The 20,088-nt window shown below is 66.5% G+C and carries 18 protein-coding genes; 8 read left to right on the top strand and 10 right to left on the bottom strand.

The window, feature by feature from the left end:
- Positions 1 to 13 precede the first annotated feature (13 nt).
- Both AC5P6E_RS19670 and AC5P6E_RS19665 read right to left on the bottom strand, forming a co-directional pair.
- Complete coding sequence (locus AC5P6E_RS19670) at positions 14 to 520, bottom strand: hypothetical protein (RefSeq protein WP_019337048.1); 507 nt, start codon at positions 518 to 520, stop codon at positions 14 to 16.
- A gap of 220 nt (positions 521 to 740) precedes the next feature.
- Complete coding sequence (locus AC5P6E_RS19665) at positions 741 to 1,832, bottom strand: OmpA family protein (RefSeq protein ID WP_010483958.1); 1,092 nt, start codon at positions 1,830 to 1,832, stop codon at positions 741 to 743.
- Positions 1,833 to 2,189: 357 nt separating this feature from the next.
- On the opposite strand from AC5P6E_RS19665, the gene AC5P6E_RS19660 reads away from it, so the two are divergent.
- The 5 genes from AC5P6E_RS19660 (at position 2,190) to AC5P6E_RS19640 (ending at position 7,600) form a co-directional block, all read left to right on the top strand.
- Entirely contained in the window at positions 2,190 to 3,209 is a 1,020-nt protein-coding gene (locus AC5P6E_RS19660) for a zinc-binding alcohol dehydrogenase family protein (protein ID WP_043401399.1), read from the top strand.
- A 173-nt stretch (positions 3,210 to 3,382) separates the two neighbouring features.
- Complete coding sequence (gene yczE / locus AC5P6E_RS19655; RefSeq protein WP_019337047.1) at positions 3,383 to 4,015, top strand: membrane protein YczE; 633 nt, start codon at positions 3,383 to 3,385, stop codon at positions 4,013 to 4,015.
- Between the two features lie 101 nt (positions 4,016 to 4,116).
- Positions 4,117 to 6,147, top strand: a complete 2,031-nt coding sequence (locus tag AC5P6E_RS19650; protein WP_019337046.1) for an FAD-dependent oxidoreductase — start codon at positions 4,117 to 4,119, stop codon at positions 6,145 to 6,147.
- 298 nt (positions 6,148 to 6,445) lie between these two features.
- Positions 6,446 to 6,904, top strand: a complete 459-nt coding sequence (locus AC5P6E_RS19645; RefSeq protein WP_004154513.1) for a cell wall hydrolase — start codon at positions 6,446 to 6,448, stop codon at positions 6,902 to 6,904.
- Between the two features lie 84 nt (positions 6,905 to 6,988).
- Positions 6,989 to 7,600, top strand: a complete 612-nt coding sequence (locus AC5P6E_RS19640) for a glutathione S-transferase N-terminal domain-containing protein (RefSeq protein WP_019337045.1) — start codon at positions 6,989 to 6,991, stop codon at positions 7,598 to 7,600.
- A 67-nt stretch (positions 7,601 to 7,667) separates the two neighbouring features.
- Here the strand turns inward: AC5P6E_RS19640 and AC5P6E_RS19635 are convergent, their stop codons facing one another.
- The 6 genes from AC5P6E_RS19635 to AC5P6E_RS19610 form a co-directional block, all read right to left on the bottom strand.
- The gene (locus AC5P6E_RS19635) at positions 7,668 to 8,723 is read right to left on the bottom strand and encodes a suppressor of fused domain protein (RefSeq protein WP_019337044.1); all 1,056 of its coding nucleotides are present in this window, start codon (positions 8,721 to 8,723) and stop codon (positions 7,668 to 7,670) included.
- Between the two features lie 47 nt (positions 8,724 to 8,770).
- On the bottom strand, positions 8,771 to 9,274 hold the full coding sequence (locus AC5P6E_RS19630; RefSeq protein WP_010483966.1) for a hypothetical protein: 504 nt from the start codon (positions 9,272 to 9,274) through the stop codon (positions 8,771 to 8,773).
- A gap of 193 nt (positions 9,275 to 9,467) precedes the next feature.
- A complete protein-coding gene (gene prpE, locus AC5P6E_RS19625) occupies positions 9,468 to 11,348 on the bottom strand; it encodes a propionate--CoA ligase (RefSeq protein WP_019337043.1) in 1,881 nt (626 codons plus the stop codon).
- A gap of 581 nt (positions 11,349 to 11,929) precedes the next feature.
- Positions 11,930 to 12,544: an RluA family pseudouridine synthase gene (locus AC5P6E_RS19620; protein ID WP_019336445.1), complete on the bottom strand. Its 615-nt coding sequence runs from the start codon at positions 12,542 to 12,544 to the stop codon at positions 11,930 to 11,932.
- 122 nt (positions 12,545 to 12,666) lie between these two features.
- Positions 12,667 to 13,653 (bottom strand): malate dehydrogenase, encoded by a 987-nt coding sequence (locus AC5P6E_RS19615; protein ID WP_004153634.1) that lies wholly within the window; start codon positions 13,651 to 13,653, stop codon positions 12,667 to 12,669.
- A gap of 118 nt (positions 13,654 to 13,771) precedes the next feature.
- Positions 13,772 to 14,263, bottom strand: coding sequence for a peptidylprolyl isomerase (locus tag AC5P6E_RS19610; RefSeq protein WP_004153629.1), 492 nt, complete (start codon positions 14,261 to 14,263; stop codon positions 13,772 to 13,774).
- A 273-nt stretch (positions 14,264 to 14,536) separates the two neighbouring features.
- On the opposite strand from AC5P6E_RS19610, the gene typA reads away from it, so the two are divergent.
- From typA to AC5P6E_RS19595, 3 genes are read left to right on the top strand one after another with little or no spacing between them, the layout of a single operon-like run.
- A complete protein-coding gene (typA, locus tag AC5P6E_RS19605; RefSeq protein WP_029550652.1) occupies positions 14,537 to 16,384 on the top strand; it encodes a translational GTPase TypA in 1,848 nt (615 codons plus the stop codon).
- An 11-nt stretch (positions 16,385 to 16,395) separates the two neighbouring features.
- Entirely contained in the window at positions 16,396 to 16,863 is a 468-nt protein-coding gene (locus tag AC5P6E_RS19600; protein ID WP_005408223.1) for a DUF2127 domain-containing protein, read from the top strand.
- Between the two features lie 41 nt (positions 16,864 to 16,904).
- Positions 16,905 to 18,527 (top strand): amidase, encoded by a 1,623-nt coding sequence (locus AC5P6E_RS19595; RefSeq protein WP_019336447.1) that lies wholly within the window; start codon positions 16,905 to 16,907, stop codon positions 18,525 to 18,527.
- Between the two features lie 72 nt (positions 18,528 to 18,599).
- Here AC5P6E_RS19595 and AC5P6E_RS19590 read toward each other — a convergent pair whose 3' ends face one another.
- Together AC5P6E_RS19590 and AC5P6E_RS19585 are read right to left on the bottom strand one after the other, a co-directional pair.
- A complete protein-coding gene (locus tag AC5P6E_RS19590; protein WP_192810351.1) occupies positions 18,600 to 19,787 on the bottom strand; it encodes a mechanosensitive ion channel domain-containing protein in 1,188 nt (395 codons plus the stop codon).
- A 200-nt stretch (positions 19,788 to 19,987) separates the two neighbouring features.
- Complete coding sequence (locus AC5P6E_RS19585) at positions 19,988 to 20,080, bottom strand: hypothetical protein (protein WP_495231278.1); 93 nt, start codon at positions 20,078 to 20,080, stop codon at positions 19,988 to 19,990.
- Positions 20,081 to 20,088: the final 8 nt, after the last annotated feature.

Below are 20,088 nucleotides of genomic sequence, written 5' to 3'. Positions count from 1 at the left end.
CTCCCCGCGGCGCTTACTTCTTGTCGACCGGCTTGGTCTCAGCCGGTGCTTCGGCCGAAGCCGGGGTGGCGGCCGGAGCCGGACGTGCCTTGACCACACGCACGCCACGCGCCTTCATCCAGGCATCGAACTCTTCAGCGGTCATGCGCTTGCCGTTCTGGCTCATGTCGAAGCGCCAGGGCGTGTTGTCGAATTCGGTCTGCGGCTTGTAGGCCGCCGGATCGTTCGGCTTCACCGCCGGGGCGCTCGGAATGGCCTTGGCGATGTTCTGGCAACCATCGATGCGCAGGCGCTGCAGCACCTGGTCCAGCGACTGCGACGGATCGTAGTTGCTGCTCAGCACACCGGCCGGCATGCCCAGCTGGTTGCCACGGATGTAGAGCTCGTCGGCCACCGGCGCGATGGTCGTGGCCGGCAACGGCAGCGGCGAGGCGCTGGTGTTGACCGAGCAATCGACCGCAGCGTGGGCGGCGGGAACCAGGGCCAGCGCCAGGAAGGCGGCCGATGCAGAGCGCAGCATGAAGGGCATCCAGGAAAGGAAGTGACGCGGCGAGTTTAGCAATGCCGCGACAGCTTTCAAGCGCCACTTTCAATGAATACGGCAACTCATTGGTTTTACGAACAAAAACCCGACGAACGGTTGCCTGCGTAGCAGTAGATACCCGGATTCCGGGCCGCAGAAACAACAAGACCCGGCCGAAGCCGGGTCCTGCTGTGTCTTACGGGCAGAGCGTCAGAACTTAGTTCTGGACGTTCAGCTCGGTACGACGGTTCTTGGCGCGACCTTCCGGGTTGTCCGAACCATCCGGGTTGGTGTTCGGAGCAATCGGACGGCTCTCACCGTAGCCGATCGGGCCGACCAGGCGACCGGCGTCAACGCCGTTCTTGGTCAGGTAGTTGTACACGGCGGTAGCACGACGCTCCGACAGCTTCTGGTTGTAAGCGTCGGTACCCTTCGAGTCGGTGTGACCGGCAACTTCAACGCGCAGATCCGGGTAACGCTTCAGGATCTCGGTGGCTTCGCTCAGGATCGCCACGGCGTCCGGACGCAGGTTCGACTTGTCGAAGTCGAAGTTGACGCCCTTCAGGTCGATCGAGACCGGCACCGGGCAACCGTCCGGACCGATGGTCTGACCCGGCTGCGAGTTCGGGCACTTGTCGTCGCAGTTGTTGACGCCGTCACCGTCGTCGTCCAGGTCGGCGCAGCTCGGGGCAACCGGAGCCGGAGCCGGAGCAGCCGCGACCGGAGCCGGGCCCAGCGGGATCACGACGCCGACCGAAGCCAGCACGTCACCGAACCAGTCTTCCTTCGGAGCGGCAACGCTCTGGTCGTCGAAGTCAGCGCGGTAGGCCACTTCGGCGCGGACAGCAACGCGCTTTTCGAAGGTGGTCTGCAGGCCGACGCCCAGCTTGGCGGCAACGTTGCCGTCCTTACGCTGGCGCGGACCATTGGCATTCAGCGCCGGGTACTCTTCTTCCGACTTCTGGTAGCCCAGGCCACCGACGATGTACGGGTTCCAGCCGCGGCCTTCCTTGATGAAGTGGCGACGCAGGTCCAGCGAGACGCCGTACTGCGACCAGTTCAGGTCCTTGTTCGAATCGAAGTTCGGGTTCTGATAGTTCAGCTCACCGTCCAGCGACCAGTTCGGGCTGATGAACTTGCCCAGGCCCAGGGTCACGAACGGAGCGTCATTGGTCAGACGGTCGCTGTCCTGGAAGTTGAAGCCGGCCGAACCGGTCAGGTACCAGCGGTCATCGAACTCCTGCGCCGAAGCTGCCTGGGCAAAAGCCAGGCCGCCCAGCAGCGCGGCAGTAAGGATCTTCTTGTTCATTGAGTACAGCTCCTATTTCGGGGGTATGAAACCGGTAGAGGCATGGGCCAGCACAAGTGCGTCGATGTACGACAGCCGATTCAGCACGCCACCGCCGCGAACATTATGCTCAGGCGGGTGAAGGCCATGTTAACAGTCCCGTAACATGTGAAGTGTTGCGCCCGACCGTCCACCGGTCCGACGTTGAAACCCTATACAGGATGATGAAAATCCGCAAGACCCACACGCTGCAAGGGTTTGACGGGGTTTAAGCGGGGAAAACGACATATTGCGCAACGCGCTGCACCACACGGTTCAGCGTGTTTCCGGAAAGGTGAGGAACCTTATGATGGAGCCACGAACCCAGCCGGAGCCGTGATGAAAGCCGTCGCCCTGAGTCGTGAATCCGCCCCTGCACTGTGCGATATCCACCTGCCCCCGCCGCTGCCTCCCCGTGGGCGTGACCTGCTGGTCCGGGTCGAGGCGGTTTCGGTCAACCCCGTCGATGGCAAGCAGCGTGCCAGCACGGATCCGGCCACGCTCCAGGCGCCCCGCGTGCTGGGTTGGGACGCCGCCGGCGTGGTCGAGGCGATCGGCGACGAGGCCAGCCTGTTCGCCTCTGGTGACGAGGTCTATTACGCCGGTGATGTCACCCGCCCCGGCTGCAATGCGCAGTACCAGTGGGTGGACGAACGCCTGGTCGCGCGCAAACCCACCACGCTGGATTTCGCTGAGGCCGCAGCGCTGCCGCTGACCACGCTCACCGCTTGGGAGCTGCTGTTCGAGCGCATGCCCCTGCGCCTGGACGATCGCCGCCACGCCGGCCAGCACCTGCTGGTGATCGGCGGTGCGGGCGGGGTCGGCTCGATGGCGATCCAGCTGGCCCGCCATGCGGGTTTCGAGGTGATCGCCACGGCGTCGCGCGAGGCCTCGGCCGACTGGTGCCGGCAGATGGGTGCCCGGCACGTGATCGACCACCGGCAACCGCTTCAGGCCCAGCTGCAGGCGCTGGGCATCGACGCGGTGCAGGTCGCACTCAACCTGGCCGACACCGATCACTACTGGGACGAACTGGGCCTGTTGCTGGCGCCGCAGGGACACGTCGGCCTGATCGTCGAGCCGCGTGGGCCGCTGCGCATCGGCGATCCCTACAAGGCCAAGTGCATCGGCATCCACTGGGAATTCATGTTCGCGCGCTCGCGCTTTGCCACTGCCGACTGCATCGAGCAGCACCGCATCCTCAGCCGCACGGCCAGCATGATCGATGCCGGCCAGCTGCGCGGCACCCTCAGCGAGACGCTGGGCCCGATCAATGCGACAAATCTGGACATCGCGCATCAGCGCCTGGCCGGCGGACGCACGGTGGGCAAGCTGGCGCTGGCAGGCTGGGGCGACTGACGCGTCATGTAGCGCCGAGCCCATGCTCGGCTGGTGGTGCCAGGCAAAGCAGCCGAGCATGGGCTCGGCGCTACAGATTCCGCCTGTAGCGGCGGATTGGTCGGCATCTGTATCTATTGAAGTGACTGGATCGGGATTACGGTGGGAACAGATCCCCCTCCCCCGAGACCGCCATGCCCACCGCCCTGCCCCTGCGCATGCTGCAACTGATCGCCGGCCTGTTCCTGTACGGCTTCGGCGCATCGCTGATGATCCGTGCCGCCATCGGCGTGGCGCCCTGGGACGTGCTGTCGCAGGGCATCGCCGCGCAGACGCCGCTCTCGTTCGGGCTGGCCACCAATGTGATCGGTGCGCTGGTGCTGCTGCTGTGGTGGCCGCTGCGGCAGAAGCCGGGCGTTGGCACCGTGCTCAACGTGATGCTGATCGGCCCGTCCGCGCAGTTCGGGCTGTGGCTGCTGCCGCCGGCGGTCGGCCTGGGCTGGCAGCTGGCGATGTTCTGCGCCGGCATGCTGCTGGTCGCGCTGGCCACCGGCCTGTATATCGGCGCCAAGCTGGGCCCTGGCCCGCGCGACGGCCTGATGACCGGCCTGCACGCCCGTACCGGCTGGCCGATCTGGAAAGTGCGCAGCCTGATCGAGGGCAGCGTGCTGCTGCTGGGCTGGTGGCTGGGCGGCAATGTCGGCCTCGGCACGCTGGCCTTCGCCCTGCTGATCGGGCCGCTGTGCGGAATGACGCTGGGCTGGTTCGGGATTGGCCGGCCGATGCCCGGACCGCGCCCGGCGAGCGCACAGCGCGGCCACGGGTAGCCGCGTCCCCGGGCATGGCCCGGCGCTACCGATTCGCCAGCCCTTGCTCCGGCCGCCGTTTCGCGGCACGCTTCGCGCTTCCGTACGCAAGCGTATCGACCATGTCGCCAGCCAACGAAAGCGCCTATCCCCACCTGTTCGCCCCGCTGGACCTGGGCTTCACCCAGCTGCGCAACCGCGTATTGATGGGCTCGATGCACACCGGCCTGGAGGATCGCGCCCGCGACTTCCCGCGGCTGGCGGCCTATTTCGCCGAACGCGCCGAGGGCGGCGTCGGCCTGATCGTCACCGGTGGCTTCGCGCCGAATGTAGTGGGCTGGTTGAAGCCGTTCGGCGGCAAGCTGTCCTGGCCGTGGGAAGTACGCCCGCACCGCCAGCTCACCGCCGCCGCGCACCAGCACGGCGCGAAGATCTGCCTGCAGCTGCTGCATGCCGGCCGCTATGCCTACCACCCTTTGTCGGTGGCGCCGTCGAAGCTGAAGGCACCGATCAACCCGTTCACCCCGCGCGCGCTCTCGGCCAGCGGCGTCGAGCGCCATATCGCCGACTACGCACGCAGCGCGAAGCTGGCCCGCGAGGCCGGCTACGACGGCGTGGAAGTGATGGGCTCGGAGGGCTACCTCATCAACGAGTTCATCGCCCCGCGCACCAACACGCGCACCGATGCCTGGGGTGGCGACGCGCGCCAGCGCATGCGCTTCGCGGTCGAGATCGTGCGCCGTATCCGCGAGGCCTGCGGCCCGGACTTCATCATCATCTACCGCCTGTCGCTGGTGGATCTGGTGGACGACGGCAGCAACTGGGACGAGATCGTGCAGCAGGCGCAGGCCATCGAGGCGGCCGGCGCAACGATCATCAATTCCGGCATCGGCTGGCACGAAGCGCGCATTCCGACCATCGCCACCTCGGTGCCGCGCGCTGCCTTCGCCGGGGTCACCGCCAAGCTCAAGCCACATGTGAAAGTGCCGCTGGTGGCGACCAACCGCATCAACATGCCCGACGTCGCCGAGCGCATCCTCGCCGATGGCGGCGCCGACATGGTGTCGCTGGCGCGGCCGCTGCTGGCCGACCCGCAGTGGCCAAACAAGGCCCGTGCCGGCCGCGCCGAGGCGATCAACACCTGCATCGCCTGCAACCAGGCCTGCCTGGACCACGTGTTCGAGAACAAGCTGGCCAGCTGCCTGGTCAACCCGCGCGCCGCGCACGAGACCGAGCTGGTCTACCGCCCCACCACCACACCGAAGAAGGTTGCCGTGGTCGGTGCCGGCCCCGCCGGCCTGGCCTGTGCCACCGTCGCTGCCCAGCGCGGCCACCAGGTCACCCTGTTCGATGCGAACGAGGAAATCGGCGGGCAGTTCAACGTGGCCAAGCGCATCCCCGGCAAGGAAGAGTTCCACGAGACTCTGCGCTACTTCCGCCACACGCTGCAGGAGACCGGCGTGCAGCTGCGCCTCGGCACCCGTGCCGATGCTGCCAACCTGGCCGGCTTCGACGAGGTGGTGCTGGCCACCGGCATCACCCCGCGCAAGGTCGACTTCCCCGGCGCCGACCACGCCAAGGTGGTCAGCTACCTGGACGTGCTGCTGGGCCGGGTCACGGTGGGCGCCAATGCGGCGATCATCGGCGCCGGCGGCATCGGCTTCGATGTCGGCGAGTTCCTCAGCCACGCCGGTGAGTCGCCCTCGCTGGACCCGCAGCGCTGGATGGCCGAATGGGGCGTGGATGCCAGCTTCGAGGCCCGCGGCTCACTGGGCCGGCCCGAGGTCGAGGCATCACCGCGGCGGCTGTGGCTGCTGCAGCGCAGCCCGGGCAAGCCCGGTGCGCGACTGGGCAAGACCACCGGCTGGATCCATCGCGCCACGCTGAAGGCCAAGGGCGTGCGCATGCTCGGCGGCGTCGAGTACCTGGGCGTGGACGACGAGGGCCTGCGCATCCGTGTGGAAGGCAGCGAACAGCTGCTGCCGGTCGACCATGTGGTGATCTGCGCCGGGCAGGAACCGAACCGCGCATTGCAGGCCGAACTGCAGGCCGCCGGCATCAACGCGCAGCTGATCGGCGGCGCCGATGTGGCCGCCGAACTGGATGCGAAGCGGGCGATCGACCAGGGCAGCCGGGTCGCCGCTGCGCTCTGATGAGGGCCTGAATGGGGGGCGGAATGTGATTTCCGTCACCTCTGCCGAACCTGAATGTCAAGCCGGACGGTTCACGATGCGTTCGGCTATTCCCCCCTACCTTGCGCCATCTTTCCGCTCACCAGCCAGTTTCCGGTGAGCCGGCGCAGCCCCCTCGATCGGTACTGATCGTTTCTTTTGGGGCTGCCCACGGGGCGGCCCCGATGGCCGCCTCCCCATGACGCCAAGTCGTACCCCGCCTCCTGTCGCCCCCGCGGCCGGAACCGGAGGGTGCGGCCCACACGGAGCAAGGAGTTATATGAAACTGGCCTGGATTCTCTGGCTGTCGCAGTTGTTGCCGCAGCCGGCCGCTGATTCATTGTGTTTGAGCACCACCGTTTACCTGGAAGCCCGCGACCAGACCCTGCGTGGCCAGCAGGCCGTCGCCGAGGTCGCCCTGCGCCGCCTCGACAGTGGCCTGTGGGGCGACTCGATGTGCCAGGTGGTCACCGCGCGCAAGCAGTTCGCGCCGACCATCGTCTCCCCCGGCACCCAGCTGGGCAATGACGCGGCCTGGAGCGAGGCGATGAACGTGGCCTTCGACGCCGAGCGCAACTGGGCGCTGCCGGCCGGCGAGCGCCGCGAGATCGTGCCCGGTGCCAGCCACTTCGCCGCGCTGTCCATCGCCAGCCCGAACTGGCGCAATGCGTACCAGGTGGCCACCATCGGCGATCACACCTTCTACAAGGTGCAGAACCTCAAGCCGCGGCAGTCGTAACGATCCGTGCTGGCGGCAGCGTTGCCGCCCGCGGGCAGGCTCTGGGATAGTGGGCGTTTCCCGCCCGCATCACCTGGAGTTCCCATGAAGCTGTACAGCAAGCCCGGTGCCTGTTCCACCGCCGACCACATCGCCCTGCAGTGGACCGGCCAGCCGTTCGAGGTTGAACTGCTGAACAAGGACACCCTGAAGGGGCCGGAATTCCTCAAGATCAATCCGGCCGGTGCCGTCCCCGCACTGGTCGACGGCGACTTCGTGCTGCTGCAGAACGCCGCGATCATGGGCTATATCGCCGACACCTACCCGCAGGCCGGCCTCGGCGGCGATGGCAGCCCGCGCCAGCGCGCCGAAGCCACCCGCTGGCTGGCCTTCGTCAATTCCGATGTGCATCCGGCCTTCTCGCCGCTGTTCGCGCCGGGCAAGTTCATCGCCGACGAGAGCCAGTTCGATGCGATCCGCGCCGCCGCGCACAAGCGCCTGCGTGGCCTGTTCGAGACCGCCGACAAGCAGCTGGCCGACAAGCCGTGGCTGGCCGGCTTCCGCAGCTTCGCCGATCCGTACTTCTACATCACCCTGCGCTGGGCCGCCGGCGCCAAGGTCGACCTGTACGGCCTGGACAACCTGGCCGCCTACAAGGCGCGCATGGATGCCGACGCCGGCGTGCAGGCCGCGCTGAAGGCTGAAGGCCTGGCCTGATCTTGACCTGGGGTCGGATCCGTCTGCGCAGCAGGCGGCTCTGACCCCCTCGGTTCCAGCAGCGTGATCAGCCGATCTGGCGGATCACTTCGCCCTTGGCATCGCGCAGGTAGGTCGGCACCACTTCGATGCACAGCGCCTCCACCACCGGGTAGATACCGCGCTCGGCACGCACGCCCGCCAGAGCCTGCAATCCCGCCTCGTCCAGTGCCCAGCGCGCGTTGTCGGCGGAGACGTCGCCCACTTCACCGCCCCTGGCCGGAACGAACTCCCACTGCCGCTCGCGGCTGACCAGTTCCAGCGATCTGCCGTGGCGCAGGCGCAGCGGCAGCAGCTCGCACACGCTGGCGACCTGGCCGGCCCCCAGCACCAGGGTGGTGACGCCCGCCTCCTGCCGCCAATCCAGTGTCTCGATGAACAACATGCCGGTACTGGAGCCCTCGCGCTCGCTGCCGGCCTGCACCTGTGCGGCCAGCGCCGGTTCCTCCAGCAGGTTGCCGCGATGCAGGTCGCTGATCCACAGCGGCATCGCCGGTTGCAGCGCCTGCAGCACGCCGCGCGTCGACCAGCGCTTGACCGCTTCCATCTCCTCATCGGTCAGCCCGACCAGCTGCAGGAACTGCAGGTGGCCATTGGCGGTGTCGCGTGCGGGCAACTGCGGATCCGCGACGAAGGCCAGATGGCACAAGCGCGTGCCGGTCTCCAGCGCGATCGGGCCGTTGGCATTGAGATGGTGACCGTCCTCGAACACGTTGCCACTGCCGAACACATAGCGCGCCAGGTTCTGCAGCAGGTTCATCGGCCACACCGGCGGGGTGCTGCCGGCGTTCTCACCGGCGTCGGCAGCGAGACGGAAGGTCAGCTCGAAACCATAGCCGCTGGTGGCGGCATCACTGCTCTCCTTGGCATACAGTTCGGAGAAGCCGTAAGTGATGTAGTGCCAGTGGGGTACAGGCGCATCCGCCCAGTACACGCTGATGCCATCGAGAGGATCCTGGCCACCGAGCGTGTACGGCAGCGCGGTGCCGAAGTGACGCGGCTCCTGCCCGGCATACAGGGGCGCCAGCGCCGCATTGATCGCGTCCCAGCCAGGGGTGTCGGTGTCGTCGTGGTCGTCCTGCACGCGGGACTCCTTGTGGGGGAAGTGAACCGATCACTTTACGCGGTGGCTCAGGCCTGCACGACCTCGCCACCACCATTGACCACGGCAGCCTGGGTTTCCTGCCACCAGCGCTGCGCCAGCGCCGGACTGCGCGCCTTGCCCACCGCCGCCAGCAGTTCCGGGCACAGGCGTTCCAGCGCCAGCGCATCGGTGCAGCGTTCGATCTTCAACTGCATGAAGTAGCCCTTCAGGCCCAGGTGGCGGCGTACCGCCTCGCTCATCGCGTCGTACAGCTGCTGGTACAGCGCCGGGTCCTGTTCGCGCCCGGTGCTGATGCCGCGCAGCGGTGTCACCTCGGCACTTCCGCCGATCACTTCGATCAGGCCCTGCGCTGACAATTGCTCCAGTGCGTCGGGCGGCGCACGCAGGCCTTCGAACAGGCCGCGCAATTCAGTGTCATCGCGATGGCCGTCGACCATCAGCAGGATCGAACGCAGTGCCGCCGGCAGGCGCCGGCCACGGTCTTCGATTTCCTGACGGCCAGCCGCCGTCTTGGCGTGCAGCAATGCCATTGCCTCCCCCTCCCTCGATGCGCAATGCCGGCGCGCCCTGGCGGGCACGCTCCCCTGCAACCGAGCTTAGCGCACCGGTTGCAGGGAGGAAGCTGCGGTGCAGCAACGGCCTCCCCTGTAGAGCCGAGCCCATGCTCGGCTGCTTTGGCAAGGCATGCGGAGCCGAGCATCGGCTCGGCTCTGCAGAAGCAGGTCAGCGGCCCAGCGCGCGGCGGATTTCCTCCAGCGCGCTGGGATCATCCAGCGTCGACAGGTCACCCGGGTCGCGCTGTTCGGCCAACGCCTGCAACGAGCGCCGCAGCAGCTTGCCCGAACGGGTCTTGGGCAGTGCATTGACCACGTGCACATGCGCCGGGCGCGCTACCGCACCAAGCGAAGTCGTCACCGTCGCCATCATCTCGGCCACCACCGGCGCCGGATCCTCGCCATCGAGCCCCTGCTTGAGGGTGACGAACACCAGCGGCACCTGCCCCTTCAGTTCGTCCTTGACCCCGATCACGGCAGCCTCGGCCACGCGCGGATGGCTGGAAATGGCCTCCTCGATCTCGCGCGTGCCCAGGCGGTGCCCGGCCACGTTGATCACATCGTCAGTGCGGCCGAGGATGAAGGTGTAACCATCATCATCGCGGATCGCCCAGTCCAGCGAGCTGTACAGCAGTTCCTTGAAGTGGCTGAAGTAGCTCTGCAGGAAGCGGCTGTCATCATTCCACACCGTGCTCATGCAGCCCGGCGGCAACGGCGGCGACACCACCAGCACGCCCTTCTGCCCCGGTGCGACTTCCTCACCGGTGTTCTCGTCGATCACCTTCATCCGATAGCCGAGATTGGGGAAACCCGGCGAACCGAAGCGCACCGGCTTCATCTCCAGGCCCGGCAGCAGGGTCAGTGCCGGCCAGCCGGTTTCGGTCTGCCAGTAGTTGTCGATGATCGGCTTGCCGAGCGCTTCGCTGATCCAGTGCGCGGTCGGTTCATCCAGCGGCTCACCGGCCAGGAACAGGTACTTCAGCGCGCGCAGGTCGTGGCGATGGATGAAGTCTGCGTCGTGCTTCTTCAGCACGCGGATGGCGGTGGGCGAAGAGAACATCGTTCGCACGTTGTACTGCTCGCACAGTGCCCACCAGATGCCCGGGTCCGGATTGGTCGGCAGCCCTTCGTACAGCAGCGAGGTGCAACCACCGATCAGCGGGCCGTACACATTGTAGGAATGACCGACAGCCCAGCCGACATCAGAGGTGGAAAACATCACCTGGCCAGGCTTGCAGTCGAATACCGTCTCCATCGACTGCGCCATCGCCACGGCATAGCCACCGACATCACGCTGCACGCCCTTCGGCTTGCCGGTGGTGCCGGAGGTGTACAGCAGGTAGCTCGGTTCGCTTGCTTCCAGCCATTGCACCGGCACATCGACTTCCCCGATCTGCGCACGCAGCGTGGCGTACTCCACATCACGGCCCGGCACGCGTGGTTCGGCTGCATCCAGCCCACGCGACACGATCAGCACATGCGGTGGCGGCGAAGCCGCTTCGGCGCAGGCGGCGTCGACCATCGGCTTGTACGGAATCAGCTTGCCACCGCGCATGCCGGCATCGGCGGCGATGAGCAGCCTGGGCTTCGCATCGTCGATGCGCAGCGCCAGGTTGTGCGCGGCGAAGCCACCAAACACCACCGAGTGCACCGCACCGATGCGCGCGCAGGCCAGCATCGCGAACACGGCTTCGGCCATGTTCGGCATGTAGATCACCACGCGGTCACCGTGACCGACGCCGAGGTGCTTGAGCACGGCGGCGAAGTCGTTCACTTCGCGATACAGCTGGCGATAGGTGATCTCACGCGTGCTGTTGGTTTCGGTGGAGATGGCGACCAGCGCGAGCTGGTCGGCGCGCTCGGCCAGGTGGCGATCCACGGCGTTGTAGCAGAGATTGGTTTCACCACCGACGAACCAGCGCCGGAACGGCGGGTTGCTGTAGTCGAGCACCTGCTGCGGCGGTTTGTGCCAATGGATGCGCTTGGCTTCCTGGCCCCAGAAGGCCTCCGGCTCGTCGATCGAGCGACGGTAGGTTTCCTCGTAGTTCATGACGCAGCCCTCCCAGACAAAGTCATGGGTTCGAGGATAGTCCGGCGCTGGCGAGCGGGCCGCCCTACCTTGGTAGGGGGTGGGTTTTTCATGCAGGGCTGCGCCCTGCACCTGCAGAAGCCGAAGCAACAGCAGAAGCTGGCTTGCTGGGGGATGGCGGGGTGGGTCCGGTGGCGGGGGACGCCGTAAATCCGTCCATGGAGGCTCGGTCGCGCCATCCATGGCGCTCACGCCCCCGCAACCGGACCCACCCCGCCTTCGACAGTTCCCCCGCAATCTGTTGGAACGGCTCTTGGGGTCAGATCCGTTTTCCGCAGGAAAACGGATCTGACCCCCGATTCATTTCGATGTCTGACAGATGTGTCGACCAAGGTCGACACCTACCAACAGCACACGGAATCTGTCAGAGGTGGGGCGGTGTCGGAGTGCGGGGTGTCAGCCGCATGGATGCGGCTGCCAAGCCTACAAGGACGTACTTGCGGCGTCCCCGCACTCCGACACCGTCCCGCCATCCCACGGATAGCCCGCCTTTGACGTTGACGTTGATTCTGCGGGTGCAGGGCTGCAAGCCCTGCGAACCTCTAGAACGGAACCGCGGACTCGAACGCGAGCGCCTCGCCCGTCAGCGGATGCGTGAACCGCAGGCTGCGCGCATGCAGATGCACGCGTTGCGCCGGTGCCGCGTCATACAGCACATCGCCGACGATCGGATGGCCAAGGCTGGCCATGTGCAGGCGCAGCTGATGGCTGCGGCCGGTGATCGGTTCCAGTTCCACGCGCGTGCGCTGCGCTTCAACATCACGAGCCAGCACGCGCCAACGCGTCAGCGCCGGCTTGCCGCGCTCATGGTCGACCATCTGCTTCGGCCGGTTCGGCCAGTCCACGATCAATGGCAGGTCCACTTCGCCGGCATCACCTTCGAGCACTCCCTGCACCACGGCTTCGTAGCGCTTGCCGACCTGGCGCTGCTCGAACTGCATCGACAATGCGGCCTGCATCTCCTTGCCTCGCGCGTGCAGCAGCAGGCCGGAGGTTACCTGATCCAGCCGATGCACGGTCAACGCATCCGGATACACCGTCTGCAGGCGCGCGACCACGCAGTCCTGGTTCTCGGCGCTGCGGCCGGGCACGGACAGCAGGCCGGCCGGCTTCTCGGCCACCAGCAGCGCGTCATCGATGTAATGCAGGTGGATCATGCGGTCCCAGGAATTCCAAATGAAAACGGGGAAGCCGAAGCCTCCCCGTTTTCTGCGTGCCGACCAGCGGTCGGTACCTACCTTGATGGAAGACGTACCGGCCGGAGCCGGTACCGCCTGCATCAGCCCAGCAGGTGGGCGACGCCGGCGCGCTCTTCTTCCAGCTCGGCCAGGGTCTTGTCGATGTACTTCTGGCTGAAGTCGTCGATCGGCAGATCCTTGACCAGGGTGTACTTGCCGTTCTCGGTGGTCACTGCGAAGCCGAAGATCACGCCTTCCGGAATGCCGTAGGAACCGTCGGACGGCACGCCCATGGTGACCCACTTGCCGTTGCTGCCCAGCACCCAGTCACGCACATGGTCGATGGCAGCGTTGGCGGCCGAAGCAGCCGAGGACGAGCCACGGGCTTCGATGATCGCCGCACCGCGCTTGCCCACGGTCGGGATGAAGGTGTTGGCGTTCCACTCCTGGTCGTTGATCGCATCGGCGATCGACGCACCATCGGCGGTGGCGAAACGGTAGTCCGGGTACATGGTCGGGCTGTGGTTGCCCCACACGACCAGCTTCTCCATGCCACCGACCGGCTTGCCGAGCTTGGTCGACAGCTGGCTCAGCGCGCGGTTGTGGTCCAGGCGCAGCATGGCGGTGAAGTTTTCCGGCTTCAGGTCCGGGGCCGACTTCATGGCGATGTAGGCATTGGTGTTGGCCGGGTTGCCGACCACCAGCACCTTCACGTCACGGCTGGCGACCTTGTTCAGCGCTGCGCCCTGGGCGGTGAAGATCTTGGCGTTTTCCAGCAGCAGGTCCTTGCGCTCCATGCCCGGGCCACGCGGACGTGCGCCGACCAGCAGGGCGATGTCGGCGTCCTTGAACGCCACTTCGGCGTCATCGGTGCCGACCATGCCGGCCAGCAGCGGGAAGGCGCAGTCTTCCAGCTCCATCATCACGCCCTTCAGGGCGGCCTGGGCCTTGTCGACCGGCAGTTCCAGCAGCTGCAGGATGACCGGCTGGTCCTTGCCCAGCATTTCGCCGGAGGCGATGCGGAACAGCAGGGCATAACCGATCTGGCCGGCGGCGCCGGTCACGGCAACACGAACGGGTGCTTTCATGGGGGTTTCCTCTTGCTTGCAAGCGTTTGATGGGACGCCGCGGGCGTGGCCACGCTGGCCTGGCGGGCGGCGGGGAACAGGGAAACGGCCACCCGTGGGTGGCCGTTTCGAAGGGGGATCAGGCGGCGAGGTGCTTGTTCCACTCCGCGACGCGCTCGGCCTGGGCGGCCAGCACGGCGTCGACGTCGCCTTCCAGGGTGATCGAATGGATCACGTCGCCCTGCTTGACCGAATCGACGATGGCCTGGCCTTCCAGGACCTTGCCGAAGACGGTGTGGCGGCCGTCCAGCCAGTCGGTCTTGATGTGGGTGATGAAGAACTGGCTGCCGTTGGTGTTCGGGCCGGCGTTGGCCATCGACAGCGAGCCGACCTCGTGCTTCACGCCATTCTTCTCGTCTTCGAACTTGTAGCCCGGGCCGCCGGTGCCACGACCCTGCGGGCAGCCGCCCTGGATCATGAAGTCGGCGATCACGCGGTGGAAGATCAGGCCGTCATAGAAACCGTGCTTGACCAGGTTCACGAAGTTGGCCACGGTCAGCGGCGCCTTGTCGGCGAACAGCTCGACCTTGATCGGGCCCTGGGTGGTGTCGAAAGTGGCGATGAGGGACATGAAGATCCTTGATGCAGAGGGGAACGCGTCTAGCCACCTAGTTTACACCTGCCTCGTGGCGGCGGCGGCTTCGACCATCGGTGGAGAACCCGGCTTCAGCCGCCGGCGGGGGAGCCCCGCACGACGGTCCTGACGGCCTCGCCCCCCGCTGCGGACAGCCAGCTGAATGGGCCCCATGACTGGTGTGAAATCCACCTTTTCGCGAATCGTCAAGTTCGACGTATAATGTTGGACTTCTTTTTCCAAATCCGGCGCCGACTGGCCCCCTTTCGTATGTCCATCGAAAATCTTCGCAACATCGCCATCGTCGCCCACGTCGACCATGGCAAGACCACCCTGGTCGACCAGCTGCTGAAGCAGTCCGGCACCCTGTCCGAGCGCACCGTCCTCGCCGAGCGCGTGATGGACAGCAACGACCAGGAAAAGGAACGCGGCATCACCATCCTGGCCAAGAACACCGCCATCACCTGGGAAGACAAGAAGACCGGCATCAAGAACCGGATCAACATCGTCGACACCCCCGGCCACGCCGACTTCGGTGGTGAGGTCGAGCGCGTGCTGTCGATGGTCGACACCGTGCTGATCCTGGTCGACGCGATGGACGGCCCGATGCCGCAGACCCGCTTCGTGACCCAGAAGGCCTTCGCAATGGGCTTCAAGCCGATCGTCGTGGTCAACAAGGTCGACCGTCCGGGCGCCCGTCCGGAATGGGTGATCGACCAGGTCTTCGACCTGTTCGACAAGCTCGGCGCGACCAACGAGCAGCTGGACTTCCCGATCGTCTACGCCTCGGGCCTGAACGGCTACGCCGGCCTGGAAGACACCGTGCGCGACGGCGACATGACCCCGCTGTACGAAGCGATCATGCAGCACGCGCCGCGTCCGGAAGTGGACCCGGAAGGCCCGTTCCAGATGCGCATCAGCCAGCTGGACTACAACAACTTCGTGGGCGTGATCGGCATCGGCCGCATCCAGCGCGGCACCCTGAAGAAGAACATGCAGGTCGCGGTCATCGACCGTGAAGGCAAGAAGCGCAACGGCAAGGTGCTGCAGGTGCTGGGCTTCATGGGCCTGGAGCGCATCGAGCAGGATTCGGCCGAGGCCGGCGACATCGTGGCCATCTCCGGCATCCAGGAGCTGACCATCTCCGACACCATCTGCGCGCCGGACTTCCCGGAAGCCCTGCCGGCGCTGACCGTCGACGAGCCGACCATCTCGATGACCTTCCAGGTCAACAACTCGCCGTTCGCCGGCAACAAGGACCTGTCCGGTGGCAAGTTCCTGACCAGCCGCCAGATCAAGGACCGCCTGGACCGTGAAAAGGTCCACAACGTGGCCCTGAAGGTCGAGCAGCTGGAAGACGCCGACAAGTTCCTGGTCTCCGGCCGTGGCGAACTGCACCTGTCGGTGCTGATCGAGAACATGCGCCGCGAAGGCTACGAGCTGGCCGTGTCGCGCCCGGAAGTGATCATCAAGGAAATCGACGGCCAGCTGATGGAGCCGATCGAGCAGCTGGTGGTGGACATCGAAGAAATCCACCAGGGCGGCGTGATGGAAAAGCTGGGCACCCGCAAGGGCCAGCTGAAGAACATGGAATCGGACGGCAAGGGCCGCGTGCGCCTGGAGTACCAGATCCCGGCCCGTGGCCTGATCGGCTTCCAGAACGAGTTCAAGACCCTGACCCAGGGTTCGGGCCTGCTGTTCCACGTGTTCGACCACTACGGTCCGAAGGAACAGGGCGCGATTGCCAAGCGCATCAACGGCGTGATGATCGCCAATGCACCGGGCACCACGCCGGCCTACTCGCTGGGCCCGCTGCAGGAGCGCGGCAAGCTGTTCGCTGCTGAAGGCGACAACGTGTATGAAGGTCAGCTGGTCGGCATCCACTCCAAGGACAACGACCTGACCGTCAACGCGATCAAGACCAAGCCGCTGACCAACATGCGCGCTTCGGGCAAGGACGATGCGATCCAGCTGACCCCGGCGATCAAGTACTCGCTGGAACAGGCCCTGGACTTCATCGAAGACGACGAGCTGGTCGAGATCACCCCGAAGGAGATCCGTCTGCGCAAGAAGTTCCTGACCGAAAGCGACCGCAAGAAGGCTTCGCGCGGCGGCTGAGCCAGCACCCCGTGAACCAGAGCGGCTACAACCCGGATCCACACCGGCATCCGGGTCTCCATGTCATCGCCCTGCTCGAAGCGAGCAAGGCGATGCTGGCACTGTTGGCCGCCACCGGGCTGGAAGTGCTCGGACCGCAGCCGCTACGGCACGGCATCATGGCCCTGATCCGGCGTTTCAGCCTGGATCCGGACCATGGCACCCTGCCCTCGCTGCTGCACATGATCAGCCCCGACGCGGTCCACCTGGCCGCGGCGGGGATGATCGGCTACGGCCTGCTGCACCTGGTCGAGGCCTGGGGCCTGTGGCGGGCCAAGGCCTGGGCCTCCTGGCTGGGCTGCCTGACCGCCGCCCTGTACCTGCCGTTCGACATCTTCGCCATCATCCGCCACCCCGGCTGGCCGTCATGGACGATCCTGGCGATCAACCTGATCGTGGTCTACGTCCTCGCCCGCGACCTGCGCAAGCGTCACCGCTGAGCACCCGCTACACTGGGGATTGGAGCCGACCAAGCCGCCCCATGCGCCCGTCCTTGCCGCCTCTGCTGACCTGCCTGCTCGCCGCGCTGCCGGCGCTGCTTTCGGCTGGCTGCAGCCCGGCCACGCCCAGCGCGCATGCGGCCGAACCTGCGAGCCGCAACGTGCCGTTCCCGTACGCCGAAACCGATGTTGCCGACCTGCAGGCGCGAATGTCCGCCGGTGAACTGGACAGCACCACCCTGACCCAGGCCTACCTGCAGCGCATCGCCGCCCTGGACCGCACCGGGCCGCGCCTGCGCGCAGTGATCGAGCTCAACCCCGATGCCCTGAAGGAAGCCGCCGCGCGCGACCGCGAGCGCCGCGAAGGACGCCTGCGCGGCCCGCTGCATGGCATCCCGCTGCTGCTGAAGGACAACATCAACGCCGCGCCGATGGCCACCAGCGCCGGCTCACTGGCCCTGCAGGGCTTCCGTCCGGACGATGCCTACCTGGTGCGCCGGCTGCGCGAAGCCGGTGCGGTGGTGCTGGGCAAGACCAATCTGAGCGAATGGGCCAATTTCCGCGGCAATGACTCCATCTCCGGCTGGAGCGCGCGCGGTGGCCAGACCCGCAATCCCTATCGGCTGAGTCATTCGCCCTGTGGCTCCAGCAGCGGCAGCGCGGTGGCCGTGGCCGCCAACCTCGCCAGCGTGGCGATCGGTACCGAGACCGATGGCAGCATCGTCTGCCCGGCGGCGATCAACGGCGTGGTCGGCCTGAAGCCAACCGTCGGCCTGGTCAGCCGCGACGGCATCATCCCGATCTCCTTCAGCCAGGACACTGCCGGGCCGATGGCACGCAGCGTCGCCGACGCTGCCGCCGTGCTGACCGCGATCGCCGGCCGCGATGATGCCGACCCGGCCACCGCGACCATGCCCGGCCGCGCGGTCTACGACTACACCGCACGCCTGGACCCGCAGGGCCTGCGCGGCAAACGCATCGGCCTGCTGCAGACGCCGCTGCTGAAGTACCGCGGCATGCCGCCGCTGATCGATCAGGCAGCGACCGAGCTGCGTCGCGCTGGTGCCGTCGTGGTCCCCGTCGAGTTGCCCAACCAGGGCGCCTGGGCCGAAGCCGAGCGCACGCTGCTGCTGTACGAATTCAAGGCCGGGCTGGAGCGCTACTTCAGCACCCACCGCGCGCCGTTGCGCAGCCTGGCCGAACTGATTGCCTTCAACCAGGCGCACAGCAAGCAGGAACTGGGCCTGTTCGGCCAGGAGCTGCTGGTAGAGGCCGATGCCACTGCTGGCCTGGCCGACCCCGCCTACATCCGCGCGCGCAGCGATGCGCGCCGCCTGGCCGGCCCGGAAGGCATCGACGCCGCCCTCGCCGCCCACCAGCTCGACGCGCTGGTCGCACCCACCACCGGCGTGGCGTGGCCGATCCGCAGCGAAGGCGACGACTTCCCCGGCGAGAGCTACAGCGCCGCTGCCGTCGCTGGTTACCCCAGCCTGACCGTGCCGATGGGCCAGATCGATGGCCTGCCAGTCGGCCTGCTGTTCATGGGCACCGCCTGGAGCGAGCCGAAGCTGATCGAAATGGCCTACGCCTACGAGCAGCGCACGCGCGCACGGCGCCCGCCGCACTTCGATACCGATGCATTGATCGACGCCGGCGAGCCGTGATCGTGTTTCTGTAGAGCCGAGCCCACGCTCGGCTTCACCGGAAAATCGAAAGCGGCCGAGCATGGCCCGGCTCTACAGAGGCTGGTCAGGCTCCGCCGGCACGATCGCCGCTTCACCATCCTCCGCGCCAGGCGAACGCACATCCGCGGTGCGCGCACGTGGGCCGCGCGGCATATCCAGCTCGTCTTCGTGTTGCAGCCGCGCACGCACCTGCGGCAGCGACTGCGGATGCTCACGCGCGAGGAAGTCGAGCATGCGCTCGCGCACCAGGCAGCGCAGGTCGAAGGCATCACCGGAGCTGCGCGCGCTGACCAGCAGCCGCACCTGGATCGCACGCTCGCTGGTCTCGGTCACCTGGGTCACGCAGACCCGGCCATCCCACAGCACTTCGCCACGACAGATGCGCTCCAGTTCGGCGCGGATCGCCGTGATCGGCGCCCGGTAGTCCAGCCACAGAAACGCAGTGCCGAGCAGATCGGCACTGCGCCGCGTCCAGTTCTGGAACGGGTTCTCGATGAACCAGGTCAACGGCACCACCATCCGCCGCTCATCCCAGATGCGCACCACCACGTAACTGCTGCCGATCTCCTCGATGCGGCCCCATTCGCCTTCGACGATCACCACGTCATCCAGGCGGATCGGCTGCGTCACTGCAATCTGCAGGCCAGCGATCAGGTTGCCGAACACCGGCTTGGCCGCGATACCGGCCACCAGACCGATCAGGCCCGCCGAGGCCAGCAGCGCGGTACCGATCTTCTGCACCATCGGGAAGGTCAGCAGCACCAACGACGCGCCCAGCACGACGATGCCACCCATCAGCACACGACTGAGCACCCGCGTCTGCGTCTGGATGCGGCGCGCCTCCAGGTTATCGGAGACATCGATGGGATGGCTGCGCAGGATCGCGCGCTCACCGGCCGCCACCGCGCGTACAAGCAACCAGATGAAGCACGCGGTCAGCGCGATGTGCAGCACATGCTGCAGATTGCCCAGCAACGGATCCTGCAGCGGTGTGGCCTGCAACGCGGGAATCAACAGCAGCAGCGGCCATGCAGTGGCCATCGGCAGCCCGAGCACACGACCGATGCGCGCACGCCGGCGATCACGCCCTTTCAGCCGGTGATAGATCCACAGGATCAGCCACGCGCCGATGCCGCCCACCAACGCCGCCAGACCCAGCGGCCATGCATATGCCTGTGCGCTTTGCCAGTGCACCGTTGCTACCTCCACACGAACAGCCAAGCGGACAGCCTCGCGCATGGCGCATGAGCGTCACGTCAGCCGTTCGTAAGCAGGGTGTTGGTGGGCAGGGCTTGCAGCCCTGCACCTGCTGCGAGCTGGAGCAACAGCAACAGCCGAAGCAGAAGCGGGTTTCCTGTGGGATGGCGGGGTGGGTCCGGTTGCGGGAGACGCCGTAAAACTGTGGTGGTCAAGTATTTTTGGACACTCCCAAAGGGAGTTCAGGCCACCTGCTCTTCACAAAGCGCAGGTGGCACAAGGCCGTTGGCACTGTGCGGCCGACGGTGGTTGTACCAGTCCACGAATTGCTCGATGTCTGCTG

Source organism: Stenotrophomonas sp. YJH_SMC_16, from assembly GCF_059367875.1.
This window is presented reverse-complemented; position numbering and strand designations above follow the sequence as displayed.

Bases quoted from the DNA above. Each gene is read 5' to 3' on its own strand.
- AC5P6E_RS19595 (WP_019336447.1), top strand. From the start codon at position 16,905: ATGCGCCCGTCCTTGCCGCCTCTGCTGACCTGCCTGCTCGCCGCGCTG.
- yczE (WP_019337047.1), top strand. From the start codon at position 3,383: ATGCCCACCGCCCTGCCCCTGCGCATGCTGCAACTGATCGCCGGCCTG.
- AC5P6E_RS19620 (WP_019336445.1), bottom strand. From the start codon at position 12,544: ATGATCCACCTGCATTACATCGATGACGCGCTGCTGGTGGCCGAGAAG.
- AC5P6E_RS19590 (WP_192810351.1), bottom strand. From the start codon at position 19,787: ATGCGCGAGGCTGTCCGCTTGGCTGTTCGTGTGGAGGTAGCAACGGTG.
- AC5P6E_RS19640 (WP_019337045.1), top strand. From the start codon at position 6,989: ATGAAGCTGTACAGCAAGCCCGGTGCCTGTTCCACCGCCGACCACATC.
- AC5P6E_RS19670 (WP_019337048.1), bottom strand. From the start codon at position 520: ATGCTGCGCTCTGCATCGGCCGCCTTCCTGGCGCTGGCCCTGGTTCCC.
- AC5P6E_RS19665 (WP_010483958.1), bottom strand. From the start codon at position 1,832: ATGAACAAGAAGATCCTTACTGCCGCGCTGCTGGGCGGCCTGGCTTTT.
- AC5P6E_RS19650 (WP_019337046.1), top strand. From the start codon at position 4,117: ATGTCGCCAGCCAACGAAAGCGCCTATCCCCACCTGTTCGCCCCGCTG.
- AC5P6E_RS19660 (WP_043401399.1), top strand. From the start codon at position 2,190: ATGAAAGCCGTCGCCCTGAGTCGTGAATCCGCCCCTGCACTGTGCGAT.
- AC5P6E_RS19645 (WP_004154513.1), top strand. From the start codon at position 6,446: ATGAAACTGGCCTGGATTCTCTGGCTGTCGCAGTTGTTGCCGCAGCCG.
- typA (WP_029550652.1), top strand. From the start codon at position 14,537: ATGTCCATCGAAAATCTTCGCAACATCGCCATCGTCGCCCACGTCGAC.
- AC5P6E_RS19615 (WP_004153634.1), bottom strand. From the start codon at position 13,653: ATGAAAGCACCCGTTCGTGTTGCCGTGACCGGCGCCGCCGGCCAGATC.
- AC5P6E_RS19610 (WP_004153629.1), bottom strand. From the start codon at position 14,263: ATGTCCCTCATCGCCACTTTCGACACCACCCAGGGCCCGATCAAGGTC.
- AC5P6E_RS19630 (WP_010483966.1), bottom strand. From the start codon at position 9,274: ATGGCATTGCTGCACGCCAAGACGGCGGCTGGCCGTCAGGAAATCGAA.
- prpE (WP_019337043.1), bottom strand. From the start codon at position 11,348: ATGAACTACGAGGAAACCTACCGTCGCTCGATCGACGAGCCGGAGGCC.